The 16,470-nt window shown below is 64.2% G+C and carries 10 protein-coding genes; 4 read left to right on the top strand and 6 right to left on the bottom strand.

Annotated elements, in window-relative coordinates:
* Window positions 1-5 precede the first annotated feature (5 nt).
* On the bottom strand, window positions 6-740 hold the full coding sequence (locus tag FJ942_RS08615) for a 4Fe-4S dicluster domain-containing protein (protein WP_140897488.1): 735 nt from the start codon (window positions 738-740) through the stop codon (window positions 6-8).
* Window positions 737-3,667 (bottom strand): molybdopterin oxidoreductase family protein, encoded by a 2,931-nt coding sequence (locus tag FJ942_RS08610; protein WP_140897487.1) that lies wholly within the window; start codon window positions 3,665-3,667, stop codon window positions 737-739. The genes FJ942_RS08615 and FJ942_RS08610 overlap by 4 nt, the downstream gene beginning before the upstream one ends.
* 277 nt (window positions 3,668-3,944) lie before the next feature.
* Between FJ942_RS08610 and FJ942_RS08605 the strand changes: the two genes are divergently transcribed.
* Window positions 3,945-4,847: a LysR family transcriptional regulator gene (locus tag FJ942_RS08605; RefSeq protein ID WP_140496685.1), complete on the top strand. Its 903-nt coding sequence runs from the start codon at window positions 3,945-3,947 to the stop codon at window positions 4,845-4,847.
* Window positions 4,848-4,859: 12 nt separating this feature from the next.
* On the opposite strand, the gene FJ942_RS08600 is transcribed toward FJ942_RS08605, so the two are convergent.
* From FJ942_RS08600 to FJ942_RS08585, 4 genes are all read right to left on the bottom strand, one after another.
* On the bottom strand, window positions 4,860-6,116 hold the full coding sequence (locus FJ942_RS08600) for an Hsp70 family protein (protein WP_140897486.1): 1,257 nt from the start codon (window positions 6,114-6,116) through the stop codon (window positions 4,860-4,862).
* A gap of 180 nt (window positions 6,117-6,296) precedes the next feature.
* Window positions 6,297-7,085 carry a TIGR02186 family protein gene (locus FJ942_RS08595; protein ID WP_140496681.1) on the bottom strand — a complete coding sequence of 263 codons (789 nt, stop codon included), beginning with the start codon at window positions 7,083-7,085 and terminating at the stop codon, window positions 6,297-6,299.
* The gene (locus FJ942_RS08590) at window positions 7,085-8,008 is read right to left on the bottom strand and encodes a sulfite exporter TauE/SafE family protein (RefSeq protein WP_140496679.1); all 924 of its coding nucleotides are present in this window, start codon (window positions 8,006-8,008) and stop codon (window positions 7,085-7,087) included. Before FJ942_RS08590 ends, FJ942_RS08595 begins: the two co-directional genes overlap by 1 nt.
* A 192-nt stretch (window positions 8,009-8,200) precedes the next feature.
* Window positions 8,201-12,211 (bottom strand): peptidoglycan-binding protein, encoded by a 4,011-nt coding sequence (locus FJ942_RS08585; protein ID WP_140897485.1) that lies wholly within the window; start codon window positions 12,209-12,211, stop codon window positions 8,201-8,203.
* Between the two features lie 446 nt (window positions 12,212-12,657).
* Between FJ942_RS08585 and FJ942_RS08580 the strand changes: the two genes are divergently transcribed.
* The 3 genes from FJ942_RS08580 to FJ942_RS08570 all read left to right on the top strand — a co-directional run bounded on the left by FJ942_RS08580 (window position 12,658) and on the right by FJ942_RS08570 (window position 16,451).
* The gene (locus FJ942_RS08580) at window positions 12,658-13,119 is read left to right on the top strand and encodes a MerR family DNA-binding transcriptional regulator (RefSeq protein ID WP_140497287.1); all 462 of its coding nucleotides are present in this window, start codon (window positions 12,658-12,660) and stop codon (window positions 13,117-13,119) included.
* Window positions 13,120-13,381: 262 nt separating this feature from the next.
* Window positions 13,382-15,172 (top strand): acyl-CoA dehydrogenase, encoded by a 1,791-nt coding sequence (locus tag FJ942_RS08575; protein WP_140557622.1) that lies wholly within the window; start codon window positions 13,382-13,384, stop codon window positions 15,170-15,172.
* A gap of 109 nt (window positions 15,173-15,281) precedes the next feature.
* Complete coding sequence (locus FJ942_RS08570; RefSeq protein WP_140496673.1) at window positions 15,282-16,451, top strand: acyl-CoA dehydrogenase family protein; 1,170 nt, start codon at window positions 15,282-15,284, stop codon at window positions 16,449-16,451.
* Window positions 16,452-16,470: the final 19 nt, after the last annotated feature.

The raw sequence follows: 16,470 nt of genomic DNA, 5'->3' as shown, positions 1-16,470 counted from the left end.
AGTGGTCAGTTCGAGAGCATGCGGTCGACCCAGCCGGGGAAACCACCCTCGGCCCTCACCGGCTCCAGGGTTGGCGCAGAAATCTTTGCGGCGCGTTCGGTATGCGCGCGCGGCGGCAGGTATTTGTTGGTCGGGCGATAACCGAGTTCCGGCATCAGGTCGACACCGCCACGCTCCTCAACCAGTTGCGACACCGCCGAGGCGGGGTCGCCGAGATCGCCGAAATGCCGTGCGCTGGTCGGACAGGCCGCGACGCAGGCCGGCACGCGGTCCTCCTCGGCCAGATTGTCATTGTAGATGCGGTCGACGCAGAGCGTGCATTTCTTCATCACGCCGACATCGGTGTCGAATTCGCGCGCGCCATAGGGGCAGGCCCAACTGCATAGCTTGCAGCCGATGCACTTGTCCTCATCGACCAGCACGATGCCGTCCGAGGCTCGTTTGTAGGAGGCGCCGGTCGGACACACAGTGACGCAGGCCGGCGTCTCGCAATGCAGGCACGAGCGCGGGAAGTTCACCGTGCGGCCGCCCATCGCGGTGGTGTGCTCGTAGCTGTGCACGCGATTGAACCAGACGCCGTCGACATGGCCGCCATAGGGGTCGATGTCGGTCAGCGGCGCCATGTGGCCGCCGGTGTTCCATTCCTTGCAGGCGGTGACGCAGGCCTGACAACCGACGCAGGTGTCGAGGTCTATGACCAGGCCTAGTTTTTTGCCCATGTGGGCGGGGACGCAGGTCATTTGGCGGCTTCCCTGTTCATGCGGAATTCGGCGCCAAAGCGAAGTGTGTCCGGCGATGGCTGGAATTGCGGCGGCTGGTGGAAACGCTCGAATTGCGGCTCGGTGAAACCGGCTTCCTCCGCCGCGCATTTGACGATGCGCACCTTGAGATCGAACCATGCCGCCTGGCCGGTCACCGGATCGGAATTCGAATACCGCCTGCCGTTGGTGTCTGCCGCGGTCTGGTCGCCGATGATGTGGTTGAGCAGGAAGCCGCGATTGCTCTCGGCGGCATCGTCCTTCAGCCCCCAGCTGCCGCGCCTTTTGCCGATGGCGTTCCAGGTCCAGACCGTGCTTTCGTTCACGCCCTCGACCAGCTTGATCTGTCCCTTGACCTTGCCATTGATGCTTTCGATCCACACCCAGTCGTCGTCGGCAAGGCCGAGACCTGCGGCGGTCCTCTCATGCACGAACAGCCGGTTTTGGCTGGTAATCTGCCTCAGCCACGCATTCTGCGAACCCCAGGAATGGTACATGTGCATCGGCCGCTGCGTCAGCGCATGCAACGGATATTTCTGCTGGTCGACGGCCGCTTCCTCGAACGGCACGTACCAGAAGGGTAGCGGGTCCATGTAGGTCTCGATGCGCTGGCGTTCGCTCTCGGGCGGCACGGCCCGACCATGGCCGCGCGCGGCAAGACGAAAGCGCTGCAAGGGTTCGGAATAGAGCTGGAAGACGACTGGTTCGGCCTTCGGGATGAAGCCCATCTGCACCGCGAAATCGAGATAGGACCGGTTGGCCATCTTGTAGTAGCGCTGGTCCTCAGCGAAATCGCGGTGCCAGAAGCCGCCATTGTCGATGTAGCGCTGCAACTGGTCCGGGTTTGGCTCGCCCTTGCCGGTCGAATTGCCGTCCTTGCCGCGCCAGCCGGCAAGCGGGCCGATACCGGGCGTGCGCTCGTGATTGACGATGTAGTCGGCATAGTCGGCATATTTGGCCGCCCCGTCTTCTCTGACGAAACCCGGCAGGCCGAGGCGCGCGCCGAGCTCGATCAGCACCGATTGGAACGGGCGCACGTCCCGGTCCGGCTCGACCACGGGATGGCGTATAGCATCGCCCGGTCCGTCGGCATGGCTGATCGGCCGGTCGAGCAGGCTGATGCAGTCGTGCCGTTCGAGATAGGTTGTGTCGGGCAGCACGAGGTCAGCGAACGGCACGGTCTCGGAATAATAGGCGTCGGAATAGATGATGAAAGGGATCTTGTAATTGCCCGCCTCGTCGCGGTCGGTCAGCATACGAATCGTCTCGACGGTGTTCATCGAGGAATTCCAGGCCATGTTCGACATGTACATCATCAGTGTGTCGATCTTGTATGGATCGCCGGCCCAGGCGTTACGGATGGCGGTGTGCATCAAGCCGTGCGCAGCGAGCGGCGCCTCCCAGGAATAGGCCTTGTCTATGCGGATCGGCACCCCTGCCTCATCGACCAGAAGGTCGTCAGGCCCGCGGACGAAGCCGAGCGGAATGCCGTCCAGTGGCGTCATCGGCCGGACGTTCTTGCCGGCAGGCTTCGGTCCTGGCGGCGCGCAACGCGGATAAGGCGGTTTGAAGCGGAAGCCGCCCGGGACGTCCACCGTACCGAGCAGCACCTGCAGAAGATGAATGGCTCGGCAAGAATGAAAACCGTTGGAATGGGCTGAGATGCCGCGCATCGCGTGCATCGACACAGGCCGTCCCCTAATCGTCTCGTGGCGGCGGCCGGCCCAGTCGGTCCACGCCAACGGCAGTTCGATCGTCTGCTCAAAGGCGACATGAGCGAGCTCGGCGGCGATCCTGCGGATCGTATCGGCGGCAATGCCGCAGCGCTCCGCGACCGCATCGGGCGAATAGCTCTCATTGAGGTATCGATCGGCGATCAGCTGGAACACCGGAACGCAGCGACGACCGTCGACGGTGAAGCTGCCGGTCAATGCCGGTTTGGCGCTGGCGTCGGTGGCGCGGACAGGCACCTTCGCCACCCTGTCCCAGGCGAGCGGGTTGCCGGCGCTTTCGCGGACAAACAGCCCGTCATCGGCCGCACCCGGATCCTGGATGACGAGCACATGGGCGTTGGTGTAGCACAGGAGATAGTCGAGATCGACGCGGCCTGCCTTCAAGAGCTCGTGGATGAGGGCGAACACGAACAGGCCGTCGGTGCCCGGCCGGATGCCGATCCAGTCGTCGGCGATGGCGTTGTAGCCAGTGCGACATGGGTTGATCGACACCACCTTGGCGCCGCGCGCCTTCAGCTTGCCGAGGCCGATCTTGATCGGGTTGGAATCATGGTCTTCGGCGACGCCGAAAAGCATGAAATATTTCGTGTTGTCCCAGTCGGGCTCGCCGAACTCCCAGAACGAGCCGCCGATCGTATAAAGCCCGCCTGCGGCCATGTTCACCGAACAGAAGCCGCCATGCGCGGCGAAGTTCGGCGTGCCGAACTGGCTTGCCCACCAGCCGGTCAGGGACTGCGACTGGTCGCGGCCGGTAAAGAAGGCGAGTTTCTTCGGGTCGCTGCGGCGGATGTTCGACAGCCGCTCGGTCGCGATCGAAAAGGCCTCCTCCCACTCGATCTCGCGGAATTCTCCCGAGCCGCGCGAGCCGGTGCGCAGCAGCGGCTTTTTCAGCCGGGCAGGGCTGTAATGCTGCATGATGCCGGAGCTGCCCTTACCGCAGATCACGCCGCGATTGACCGGATGATCCTTGTTGCCGTTGATGTAGCGGACCTTGCCGTCCTTGATGTGCACGTCGATGCCGCAGCGGCAGGCGCACATATAGCATGTGGTCTTGGCGATGCGGTCGGAGACGGCGGGCGAGGTGTCGACGCCATCGTTCTCGTCGGGTGCGTTCGTGTCGGCGAGCGGGCGTTGGGACGGGGCGGAATTCGCGCCGCGCAGAGATCCTTGGGTCATGATCCCCGAGCGCTTCTGCGGTTCGCGGCTTTGGCCCTGGTTTTCGGCCCGGGACCGCGCATGTAATGCTCTTCCGGATGATAGCGATCGCCGGCCAGCCGCCGCCGCAGGCCGCGGGTCCAGTGCGCGAACAGGGACTTGAACCGCCCGATCATTTCATTCTCTGTCAATCGGTAGCGAATTTTTTCTAACTTCGATTGAAAACTTAGAATAAAGCTATCAACTCGTCTAATCAGTTGTTCTTGTAAATTCGATCGATATTGGTTCTTAATGCCTTATGACACTTGACCAGTTGCGGATATTTGTCGCCGTCGCCGAACGCGGCCACATGACCAAGGCGGCGGAGCTGCTGGGCATCTCCCAATCGGCCGCGTCGGCCGCCATCCGCGCGCTTGAGGAGCAGCATGGCGTCCATCTGTTCAACCGCGTCGGCCGCAACATCGAGCTTGCCCAGACCGGTCACCGGTTCCTGCCAGAAGCCAAGGCCGTACTGGAACGAGCCGCCGCCGCACGCAATGTGCTGGAACATGTCTCGCAGACGGTTGCCGGCAGCCTCTCCATCGCCGCCAGCCTGACGATCGCCAGCTATTGGCTGCCGCGCCGGCTGGCGTCCTTCCACGAAGCCTATCCTGCGGTCAGGCTGAGCGTCAGCATAGGCAACACCAGGCAGGTCGAAGCCAGCGTGCTGGATGGAACCGCCGATCTCGGCCTGGTCGAGGGGCGCACCGAGTCCGACATATTGCGCCGCGCCAAGGTCGATATCGACCGGTTGATGCTGGTGGTTGCCGGTTCTCATCCCGAGATCGCCGAAATCGCGCCGGGCCGCCCCGACATAAAAGGGCTGCGCTGGATCATCCGCGAGGGCGGTTCCGGCACGCGGGAGGTGCTGGAGGATCTGGCGCGCCGCGAAGGGATTTCGCTTGACGACCTGCAGATATTTCTGGTGCTGCCGAGCAACGAGGCGGTTCGCCAGGCGGTCGAGGCCGGTGCCGGCGCCACCATCATTTCGGAGCTCGTCGTCGGACGCGCCGTCGCCGAAGGCAGCCTGCGGTCCGTGCCGCTCGAACTGCCGAAACGCGACTTCGCCATGATTACACATCGCGACCGCCAGGCAAGCTTGGCCCAGATGGCGCTCAAGGCGCATTTGGGGGCCGACGAGAAGGCGTCCGCGCGTTCGTGAATTGTCCGGATATCAGCCGAACTTGCGCTGCGCGTCCAGCGAAAGGCCAAGTCCGACCGAGCCGAACATATCGCCCTCGATGACCGAAGCCTGAGGCACCAGCGACAGGATTTTTTGTCTCGCCAGCGGGATCGCGGTGGATCCTCCGGTCAGGAACACGGCGGTGATGTCGGACGACTTGACCCCGGCGTCGCCGATGGTCTGGCCGACCGTGGCGGCAACTCGCTCGATGTCCCTGGCGATCGTGGCGTCCAGCGCCTTTCGGGTGATCTCGGCGGCGAACTGGACTTCCGGCAGCCTCACCTCGACATCGGCCGAGACCTTGTCGGTCAGCTCGATCTTGGCCCTTTCGACAAGAGCAGCCAGCGCGTGCCCGTACCGGTGCTCGACGATATGGATGAAGCGGTCGACGAGATCGGCGCGCTCGGCCTCGTAGCGGATCTGGCGCAGATGCATCATCGCCTTGGCCGTGTAGACCAGGTTGATGCGTTGCCATGTGGCAAGATCGATGAAGTAGCTGGCCGGCAGGTTGCGCTTGCCGTCCTTGGTCGGGCTGAGGTAGCCGAGTTCCGGCATCACATGCGCGATGCTGAGCAATCGGTCGAAGTCGGTGCCGCCGATATGGATGCCGCGGCTGGCCAGGATATCGTCCTTGCGGTCAAGCGAGCGGGCACGCTGCGGCGAGACCCTTACGATCGAGAAGTCCGACGTGCCGCCACCCATGTCGATGATCAGCGCCAGTTCCTCGCGCGTCACCTTCTGCTCGTAGTCGAGGGCCGCCGCGATCGGTTCGAACTGGAAGGCGATATGCTTGAAGCCCTGGGCGCGGGCGGCTCCTTCGAGCTCGCTTTGTGCCCTGGCATCGGCCTCGGCGTCGTCGTCGACGAACTGCACCGGCCGGCCGAGCACCACGCTCTCGACGGCGCCGCCGGCATCCTCCTCCAGTCTTTTTCGCAGATGGCCGAGGAACAGGCCGACGATCTCCATGAAGCCGATCGATCGCGCCTTGATGCGCGTCTTTTCCTGCGCGAGCGCGCTGCCGAGCACGCTCTTCAGCGAGCGCATCAGCCGACCTTCGACGCTGTCGGTGTAATTGGCGATGGCGTGGCGGCCGAAACAGGTACGGTTGTCCTCGAAGTTGAAGAACACGGCGCTTGGCAGCGTGACCTCGCCGCCTTCCAGCGCGACGAGGTGCGGCTGGCCGCTCCTGACCACGCCCACGGTGGAGTTGGAAGTGCCAAAATCGATGCCGGCGAATGCTGGGCGCATCGCAGCCTCCTGTCATCTCTGCTAAGGCAGCGGTTCGGCGCCGTCTGTGAAGCGTGCGCTCTCTGTCGTCCGGGGTGATCGGACCGCTCTGCCGAATTGAATTGTGCGTGTTGCCCGGCGGGCCGGGAGGTGGCGGTCTATAGCATGATCCAGGAAAGGGGAACCCCCTTTGTAGCCGCTTTAGTCCTTGCGGAAGATCAACCTTCCGAGCCAGCCCGTCACCATGGCCAGCGATATGGCGAAGACGCCGTAGAGGAAGGAATAGTCGTGGGCGACACGGAAGATCGACTGTTCGAAACCGGATTTGCGGATTTCGAGCTGGGCCGAGCTCTCCTTGATGAACAGGCCGCTCTTGAACAGGAACGCGCGCGCCTTGTGGGTGCCGACCGGAACGTTCGGCGCCAGCCGCACCGTGGCGCGGAACAGGTTCTGTGACAGGAACTGCACGCCGCCGACATTCTCGCTGTAGAGGCCGGTTGCGGCCTTGCGTTCGCGCAACGCCGCGGTGAATTCCTCGATCGTGGCCGGGCTGTCGCCGGCATCGGCCGGCTGCATGTAGAGATTGGAGGCGCCGAGCGACAATTGCCTGTAGCTGTTCGGCTCGGTGATGTCCTGCAACGGCCGCGTCGTCGCCACCGAATAGGACACCGGCACGTTTTCGAAGGTCTCGGATTCCAGGTTGACCCAGACGCCGAGCACCCGGTCCTTGCGGCGCACCACCACCGGCTTGGGTGGACCTTCGAGCACGACGATGATGTCGTAGCGGCCTTGGCGCGCCACCAGCGGATCGGGATTTTCCAGCGAGCCGAAAATGGTCAGGTCGGCACCGGAAAAGCCGGCGGTGATCGAGACTTTGTCGGTGGAAAGGCCGATCTGGATGCTTTCGGTCGGCGGCGTCTGCGCCTTCGCGGGTGCGGCGGCGATCAATGACAGAAGAGCGGCGGTTGCGAGCGCTTTCAGGCCATTCATCAGTTGAAGCCCGCGCCGGACAGCGAATAAAGATTGGGCGGTGTGACGAAGAGGTCGATGGCAAGCCTTATCGCCACCGCCAGCACCAGCATCGCCAGCAGCGCTCTCAACTGCTCGCCGCGCAGCCGCTGGCCGGCCTTGGCGCCATATTGCGCGCCGGCGACACCACCGGCCATCAAAAGAAAGGCCAGCATCACGTCGACCGTCTGGTTGGTGGTGGCGTGGACCAGAGTGGTGTAGGCCGAGGTAAAGATGATCTGGAACAGCGAGGTGCCGATGACGACGTTGGTCGGCACTTTCAGGAGATAGATCAGAGCCGGCACCATGATGAAGCCGCCGCCGACACCCATGATAGACGACAGGAAGCCGATGGCCGCGCCCAGCCCAAGCACGGGGATGACGCTGACGAACAGCTTCGAGGCCCTGAACCGCATCTTCAGCGGCAGGCGGTGGATCCAGTTGTGCTGGCCGGATTTCTTCAGCACCGGTGCCGCGCCGCTGCGCGTGGCGCGCAGCGCGTTGATGCTTTCGACCAGCATCAGCCCGCCGACGGTGCCCAGAAGCACGACGTAGAGCAGCGAGATGAACAGGTCGAGCTGTCCCAGCCTGCGCAGGAAAGCGAAGACATAGATGCCGCCGGTGGAGCCGACGATGCCGCCGGCAAGCAGCACCCCGCCGAGCTTGAAGTCGAGCGTGCCGCGCTTCATATGCGACAGCGCGCCGGAGAAGGATGAGGCGATGACCTGGTTGGCGCCGGTCGCCACCGCGATTGCCGGTGGGATGTTGTAGAAGATCAGGAGCGGCGTGATGAGAAAACCGCCGCCGACGCCGAACATGCCCGACAGAAAGCCCACCGCAGCGCCCATGGCCAGCAGCACGAAAACGTTGACGGAAATTTCCGCAATCGGGAGATAGATGCCCACCCGTCGGTCTCGATCAGTTTGCCAGTCGGCGAATACCGCCGTTGCGGATAGTATCGCACCGAAAAGCCAATTTTTCCTTGCGCCGAAGCGGCGGCGGGGTCAAACCCCGCCGCCGCGCCGAAACAAAAAACATCTCAAGCAGTTAACAGGCAAATGTGTGGCAGGGGCGTCGCGGATACGACGCTCCTGCCGCTATTTGCGCGCCAGCAACGCCTTGACCAGCTTTTCGTCGACCGCACCGGTCGCAGGCAGCTTGTTGTCGGTCTGGAACGCGACGATCGCGTTCTTGGTCTTCGCGCCCATCACGCCGTCGGCGCCGCCGGCGTCGTAGCCGTTCTTGTTGAGGATGAGCTGGATGTTCTTGACCGCCTTCTTCATATCGATGCTGGCCGTGGTCTGCGGTGTGCCATCTTGCCAGGATTCGGGAATGTCGGCCGAATTGGCGGCCTGATCGAGCGGCTTGGCCTTCCACAGTTCGGTGGCGGCGCGGGCGCGCTCGAGTTGCTCGGGACGCAGCGCGTTGGCGATCTCGTCGCGCTTGGCGGCAGCGTCCTTGTCGCCGGTCTTGGCGACGAGCGCGAACCATTTGTAGGACTCCTCCAGGTTCTGCTTCATGCCGACGCCCTTGGCGGCGAGGATGCCGAGATTGAACTGGCTGTCCTTCACGCCGAGATCGGCGGCCTCCTGGAACCAGTGCGCGGCCGATTCATTGTCGGTCACGCCGTCCGCGGCCATGGCGAACAGCACTGCCAGATTGTGCATTGCGCTGGCGTTGCCCTGCTCGGCGGCGAGCTGGTACCAGGTCTTCGACTTCTTGATGTCGCGCGGGACGCCGATGCCCTTCTCGTAGAAATTGCCGATGCGATACTCGGCCGGAGCGAAGCCGAGTTCCGCGGACTTTTCATACCATTTGGCCGCGGCCGCCATGTCTTCCTTGACGCCGCGCGCCTCGGAATAGCGCGAGCCGATCTCGAACAGCGCCTTGGCATCGCCGGTGGCTGCGGCGTCGCGCAGGGCGACCGGGCCTGCATCGGCGGGAATGTCGAATTTGGCCGGGGCCGCGGGAGCGCCGGCGGGCACGACGGCGCCGGTGCTGTCATTGGCCATGGCCGGTGCAGCCACTGTCGGTTGGACACCGCTGTCCGTCGTTTGCGTTCCGCCGGCAGCAGCGGAAGGTGCCGGAGAAGAAGGAGCCGCTGCGACGGGACCGGCGGAAATGGGTTCTGCCGAAGCCATCGCGTCGGAGCCTGCCGCACCCGCGCCGGCAGGCATGACGGGAGCCATCGCCGTCGGAGCCCGCTCCGCCGTCGGGCCAGCGTTCGTCGGCCCATCGCCGTCCGACGGCATGGCGAGCGCGGTCTGCGCCACCATGTCGTCCTTGACCGCCGGAGCGGAGGGCTCGGCCTGCCTGACCTCACGGGCCGGTTCGCTGTTCGCTGCCGCCAACTGGGTTTTCGGCCTGGGCGGGCTCGCAGCGTCGACGAATGCGGTTTCCAGCGGTTGCGAGGCAACGGCCGGCGCATCATTGCTTGCCACCTGGGCGGGATCGGCGAGGAACGCCTTGCCAAGCTGCAGGCCGGCAAGCGCCAGCATGATCGCAGCGGCCGCCATCAGAATCGGCTTGCGCCGCGCCTTGAGCAGGTCGCCGATCCTGAGCGCCTTCACCGGTCCCTTCATCGTCGACTGGCGCTTCAAGGCGTCGGCCTCGGCGGCGGCGGCCTGCGCCGCGCGGCGGGCAGCCGCGATGAAGTCCGATTTTGCGGCATCGCTGTCGCTGAGCTTTGCCGGTTGCCCGCGCTCGTCGCGCACGCGCTTCATGATGGCGTTGAGGTCGGGCGCGCCGGAGCCGGGCTCCAGTGGCCGATTGGCCATTTTCGGGTCGAGCGGCTCGTCGAGGTCGACGCTCGGGATTTCCGGACCCGGCATCGAGCCCGCCAGCGGCGGAACGTCTGCTTCCTTCTTGCCCTTGAAGGCGCGCGCCAGGCCGCCCAACATCGATTTGCGGCGGCTTGCCGGCTCGCCCTTCCCGGTGATCGGATCGGAACCAAGCGCGGCCATGGCGGCGGCGGCCGCCGCCTCCGCGGGCGAGCGCGCACCCGGCCCGCGTGGCGAAGCGGGCTGGCTGCGCATGATCGCGGCGGCGCGGCCGTCGAGATCGGCCATGTCCCCTGTCAGCGGCATGGGCTCGTCGATATCCATCGACGGAGCGTCCACGGCCATCTTGCCGGCTCGCCCACGGCGCTTGCCGATCGCTTCATCCGGGCGTGCGTCCAGGAACTCGCTCATCGCCTCGGACGGTTCGCCTGGTTCCAGCGAACCCAGCCTGTCGACGATCTTGAGCAGCGTGTCGTGGATGGCCTCGAACGTTCTCGAGTTACGCTCGTCGGAACGGCGTGTCAGCGTCTCGAGCGTCTTCAGGTCCTGGGCAAGGCCGGAAACCGCCGACGTGTCGGCGCCCGAGCCGGCCAGCGAGCGCACCGCGTTCTCGGCCGCCTCGCGCGCCGCGCCAAGGATGGAGTCGCGCGTTCCCGCCAGCGCCTTCTCGATTTCATTGAGGCGTGGGCTGATGTCCTCGAACTCCGGCAGCGGTGCGCTGGGCCTGGACAGGTGGGCGGACAGGCTGGCGACTTGCGCCTCCAGGCTGCGGATCAGCGCCGGATCGATGACGGCGACTTGCGCGGCGGACGAGTCCAGGCGGCTCGAAATGTCTTCGAGCCGGCTTTCCAGGCCACGGATCGCGGCTTCGCCGGCGGGGTCGGGAATGCGTGTTTCCATGCGCTTGGCGAGCGCCGTGAAGCGGGCATCGATGGCTTCCATGATGCCGGCGCCGTCGACTTGCGGCATGCGCCGGTCGAGCCGGTCGGCAACCTCGTCCAGTCGGCGCTCAAGATCGCGGAACAGCATGTTGCCCTGTTCGATGGCGTCGCCCTGGCGCCGTTCCATCATCGACGACAGCACGTCGAAGCGTTGCTCCAGCCCGTGGAAGATATAGTCGGCGTCTGGCATGGCCGGCGCCTGGTCGATCTTGTCGGCGATGAGCGCGATCTGCTTGGCCAGCCGTTCCATTGCCTGCTCGGGCAGGGCGGCGCGGCCGGCGAGTTCGTCGACCCGGCTCGACAGCGTGTTCAGCCGGTCGACGACGGCGTTGCCGGGGTGGTCCTGCGCCACTTCCTCGATCTGCCGGGCGAGCGAATCGATCCGTTTCTCGATGCGCTCGAAGGCTTCATGGTCGAGCGAATTGGCCTGTGCCGCGACGGTTGAGGCGACGATGGCGCGGGAGATCTCGTCCAGCCGCTCATCGATCATGGCCAGCGTGCTGCCGCCGCGATTGTCCTGCTGGCTGGCGAAATGATCCACGGCGCTGGCCAGCGTGCGGACCTTTTCCTCCAGCGAGCGCAGGGATAGCGATTCCGGCAGGTTGTTGACGGCGTTGCTGATCTGCTCCAGCCGATCGGTCAGGCCCGAAATGGCGGGGTCCGGTGAGCGGTTGCGCTGGTCGGCGTCGACGCGGTCCTCGAAGGCTGTCCAGCGACGGTCGAAATCGTCCCAGCGGCGGTCGACCTTCTGCACGCTCTCCTCGCGCGCCAGCGTGTCGAGCGCGGCTTTGACCTGTTCGAGTTCGAGCCGCAGCATGTTGACGCTTCTGTCGTCGCTTTTTTCCGACAGCGTCTTGATGGCGCCGGAAAGCCGCTCGAATTCGAGGCCGAGTTCGGCGCTGCCCTTGCCCGAAGCGCCTGACTTGGCGTTTGCCAGCAGTGCGCGGTCGATGTCCTTGCGCAGCGCCTCGAATTCGCTCTGCAGCCCGGCAGTCATCTGGTGGCGCAATTCCTCGCGCATGCCGCGCAGCTCGCCGGCGATCTTGCCGACCATGGCAACGCTGTCTTCCTGGCCGCGGATGCGGTCGATATCGCGGGCAAGGTTCTGGTAGTTCTGGCCGACGGCCGGCGCCGGCATCGGAGCCTGCGGATGCGGCGCGGGCTGCGGATCCTGGTACCAGCGCGGCTGAGCCGAAGGCTGTGCTGCGGGATAGCGCGGTTCGGCGCCATAGTGGCGGGGATCGGGACGTGCCATCGTGTCCTCGCGCGTCCTCTCCAGGCGCTGTTCCAGCGTCTCCAGCGAGCGGTTCAACTGCTCGAGCGTGGTCTGAGGCCTGCGCTGCCTGCCGGCGTTGAGTGTATCGAGGTAGGACCGCTTGCTGTTCATCGGTGCGTCCGTCTTTCAGATTGGCCGGTTTGCGACCAGCTCCCCAAATCCTCGCCGGAACGAAGGCGGCCGCACCACGGTGGAAGACAAGCTTCCCGGGGTTCACCCGCGCTCCGAAAAACCGTGAAAAATTCGATACAGGATAAACACGGGTAGCCGACATGCGCACAATTCGCCCAACGTGGTAAACAACGCGTTAACCAAGCTTAAGAAGTTGCGACGAAGTTCGCGGTGAACCGGCCGCTGCGGCATAAAGCGCCGCCCGCACAACGCCCTTGCGTCATGAGAGGGCTATCGGTATAGAATTGACGTAAACGTAAAAGGCGCATCAAGCGTGCTGTTTGCGATTTGTTTGTCGAAACCACGGCTGGAAGCACGCCCCCGCTTTCAGTCAGGCATCGCTTGGTCCGGGACCGCGACGCCACAGACGGGGAAAGCCAGTGACCATGAAGCTTATCTCGGCCGGCGAGACCGCGGCCAATACCAACACTATATCCGTTGACTCCGGCGAGGACCTCGTCCGCATCGGCGAAATGGCCAAGAAATACGGCGTGACGCTGCGCACGCTGCGTTTCTACGAAGACAAGGGCCTGCTCAACCCGCAGCGCGACGGTTCAACCCGCCTCTACACGCGCCGCGACAGGGTTCGGCTGAAACTGATCCTGCTCGGCCGCAAGGTCGGGTTCTCGTTGCGCGACGTCAAGCAGATGATGGATCTCTATGATCCCACCGGCTCCAACACCAAGCAGTTGCGGCTGGCATTGGACAAGTCGGAGAAGCAGCTTGCCCGCCTCCAGAAGCAGCGCACGCTCATCGATGACGCCATCAGCGAGTTGAGCACCTCCATGGCTGCCGTCCGGCAGATGCTGGTCGAGCGCTCGGCGCCGCAGGCGAGCGTCGCCGGCTGATTTGGGCCGCCGCCTTGCGGCGCAACATCCATGATCGAAAAAAGCCGTGTGGCGAGCGCCACGCGGCTTTTGTCATTGAGGGTTCCAACACATGTACTGCATCGCGTGCGGTTTGCTGCGGTGCAGGAGAAATTTTGTCGCATCGGCTGAATTGACGTTTACGCAAACGTCAATTTTTGTTATCTCCCGCTGAACACGGGTCCGCATGCCGCCTGACATGAATTCGGGGGTTTCGGATCAGGTCCGCAGGGTGGAGAAGAGCATGCCGATCTACAGGGCGCCGGTGCAGGATACACTGTTCGTGCTCAACGAGGTGCTGGGCTACCAGCGCTATTCCAATCTCCCCGGCTTTTCCGATGCAACGCCCGACGTGCTGGAGGCGATCCTCGCCGAGGGCGCCAAGCTCGCGGAAAATGTAATGCATCCGCTCAACCGTGTCGGCGACATGGAAGGCTGTGTGCGCCATGACGATGGCTCGGTGACGACGCCGAAGGGCTTCAAGGAAGCCTTCGATCAGTATCGCGAAGGCGGCTGGATGGGGCTGGCGGCGCCCGTCGAGTTCGGCGGCCAGGGCCTGCCCTATGCCGTGCATACCGCCGTGGCCGAGTATATGGTGTCGGCCAATATGTCGCTGATGATGTATCCGGGCCTGACGCAGGGCGCGATCGCGGCGATCATCACCCATGGCACCGACGAGCAGAAAGCCAAATGGCTGCCGAAGATGGTCGAGGGCGCCTGGACCGGCACCATGAACCTGACCGAGCCGCATTGCGGTACCGATCTGGGCCTGCTGCGCACCAAGGCCGTGCCGAATGGCGACGGCACTTACAAGATCTCGGGCCAGAAGATATTCATCTCGGCCGGCGAGCACGACATGGCGGACAACATCGTCCATTTGGTGCTGGCCCGCATCGAGGGGGCGCCCGAAGGGGTGAAGGGCATCTCGCTGTTCATCGTGCCGAAGCTCAAGCTCGATGCTTCTGGCAATCCCGATGAGAGGAACACCGTCTCCTGCGGTTCGATCGAGGAAAAGATGGGCATCCACGGCAATTCGACCTGCGTCATGAATTATGACGAGGCGCAAGGCACGCTGCTGGGCGAGGCCAATGGCGGTCTCAAGGCGATGTTCACGATGATGAACGAGGCGCGGCTCGGCGTCGGCCTGCAGGGGCTTTCGCTGTCCGAGATTGCCTACCAGAACGCCGTCGCCTACGCCAAGGACCGCTTGCAGGGCCGCTCGCTGTCGGGGCCGAAGGCGCCGGACAAGAAGGCCGATCCTATCATCGTCCATCCCGACATCCGCCGCAGCCTGATGACCATGAGAGCCTTCAACGAGGCCGGCCGCGCGCTGGCGCTGTGGACGGCGATCAAGTCGGACATCGCCCATCGCTCCGCCGACGACAAGGACCGCCAGGCGGCCGACGACTACACAGGGCTGATGACGCCGGTGGTGAAGGGCGTGCTCACCGACAAGGGCTTCGATCACGCCGTGATGGCGCAGCAGGTGTTCGGCGGCCATGGCTACATCGAAGAGCACGGCATGAGCCAGTTCGTGCGCGATGCCCGCATCGCCATGATCTATGAAGGCGCCAACGGCATCCAGGCGCTCGACCTCGTCGGCCGCAAGCTGGGTCTGAACGGCGGCCGCGCGGTGCAGGCGTTCTTCAAGGAAGTCGGCGAGTTCTGTGAAGAGAACCGCGCCGACGAGAAGATGGCCCCCTTCACCAAGGCATTGAAGAAGAGCCTCAACGATCTTCAGACGGCGACCATGTGGCTGCTGCAGAACGGCATGGCCAAGCCCGACAATGCCGGCGCCGCCTCCACCGACTACATGCATCTCTTCGGCCTCGTGGCGCTCGGCTATATGTGGGCGCGGATGGCCAGGGCCGCCCAAGGCAAGGCGGGCGCCAACGGCGCGTCGTCCTTCTACGACAACAAGCTGGTGACGGCGCGCTTCTTCATGGAGCGGATCATGCCGGAAACCGCGACGCGTCTCGCCCGCATCTCCAGTGGCGCCGATACGTTGATGGCACTGCCGGCGGAAGCGTTCTAGAAATGGTCCCTCTCCCTTGAGGGAGGGCGGCCCAAAGGGCCGGCAGGGGTCGCCGCGACAGTGCGCGGATCTCAATTTCGATGGCAGACCTTGGGAGGAAGATCATCGCATGACCAACCCAGCCGAAATCCTTGGCCTGCCGAAGCCCGCCTGGGCGGCGGACGAGGTCGGCATGCTCTACGACATGGCGCACCGCTTCATGTCCGAAGAGATCGCGCCGCGTTACGACGAGTTCGAGAAGAACGAAATGGTCGACCGCGAGAGCTGGCTGAAGGCCGGTGCCGCCGGCCTGCTCTGCGCCTCAATGCCGGAGGAATATGGCGGATCGGGCGGCACCTTCGCCCATGAGAGCGCCATCATCGAGGCCATCGGCCATGTCGGCGTCGACGGCTTCGGCATCGGTCTGCACAATTCGATCGTCGCCCCCTACATCCTCCACTACGGCTCGGAGGAGCAAAAGAAGAAATGGCTGCCGAAGCTCGCCACCGGCGAACTGATCGGCGCCATCGCCATGACGGAGCCCGGCGCCGGCTCCGACCTGCAAGGCGTCAAGACGCGGGCCGAGAGGGACGGCAACCAATACAAGATCAATGGCTCCAAGACTTTCATCACCAATGGCCAGCTCGCCAATTTCATCATCGTCGTCACCAAGACCGATCCGGACAAGGGCGCCAAGGGGACTTCGCTGATCGTCGTCGAGACCGACGAGGTCGACGGCTTCGAGCGCGGCCGCAACCTCGACAAGATCGGCTTGAAGGCCAATGACACATCGGAGCTGTTCTTCAACGATGCGCGTGTGCCGACCTCCAACCTGCTCGGCCACGAGGAGGGACAAGGCTTCATCCAGCTCATGCAGCAATTGCCGCAGGAGCGTTTGCAGATCGGCACAGGCGCGATTGCCATGGTCGAGCGCGCGCTGGCGCTGACCATCGAATACGTCAAGGAGCGCAAGGCGTTCGGCAAGGCGGTCATCGATTTCCAGAACACCCAGTTCAAGCTGGCCGAACTGAAGACCGAGGCCACGATCGGCCGCGTCTTCTACAATGATTGCGTGGCGCGCCACATCGATGGCGGTCTCGATCCGGTGACGGCGTCGATGGCCAAGTACTGGCTTTCCGACCTGCAGGGCAAAGTCGTCGACGAATGCCTTCAACTGCATGGCGGCTATGGCTACATGAATGAATATCCGATCGCCCGCATGTTCCGCGACGCCCGCGTCCAGCGCATCTATGGCGGCACCAACGAGATCATGAAATTGCTGATCGGCCGCTCGCTCTGAGCATCGGTCGGCAAACCCA

This window comes from Mesorhizobium sp. B2-4-2 (assembly GCF_006442845.1).
GTDB lineage: Bacteria > Pseudomonadota > Alphaproteobacteria > Rhizobiales > Rhizobiaceae > Mesorhizobium.
This window is presented reverse-complemented; position numbering and strand designations above follow the sequence as displayed.

Coding starts and splice junctions, on each gene's coding strand:
- FJ942_RS08575 (WP_140557622.1), top strand. CDS start 13,382: ATGCCGATCTACAGGGCGCCGGTGCAGGATACACTGTTCGTGCTCAAC.
- FJ942_RS08605 (WP_140496685.1), top strand. CDS start 3,945: ATGACACTTGACCAGTTGCGGATATTTGTCGCCGTCGCCGAACGCGGC.
- FJ942_RS08570 (WP_140496673.1), top strand. CDS start 15,282: ATGACCAACCCAGCCGAAATCCTTGGCCTGCCGAAGCCCGCCTGGGCG.
- FJ942_RS08600 (WP_140897486.1), bottom strand. CDS start 6,116: ATGCGCCCAGCATTCGCCGGCATCGATTTTGGCACTTCCAACTCCACC.
- FJ942_RS08610 (WP_140897487.1), bottom strand. CDS start 3,667: ATGACCCAAGGATCTCTGCGCGGCGCGAATTCCGCCCCGTCCCAACGC.
- FJ942_RS08580 (WP_140497287.1), top strand. CDS start 12,658: ATGAAGCTTATCTCGGCCGGCGAGACCGCGGCCAATACCAACACTATA.
- FJ942_RS08615 (WP_140897488.1), bottom strand. CDS start 740: ATGACCTGCGTCCCCGCCCACATGGGCAAAAAACTAGGCCTGGTCATA.
- FJ942_RS08595 (WP_140496681.1), bottom strand. CDS start 7,085: ATGAATGGCCTGAAAGCGCTCGCAACCGCCGCTCTTCTGTCATTGATC.
- FJ942_RS08585 (WP_140897485.1), bottom strand. CDS start 12,211: ATGAACAGCAAGCGGTCCTACCTCGATACACTCAACGCCGGCAGGCAG.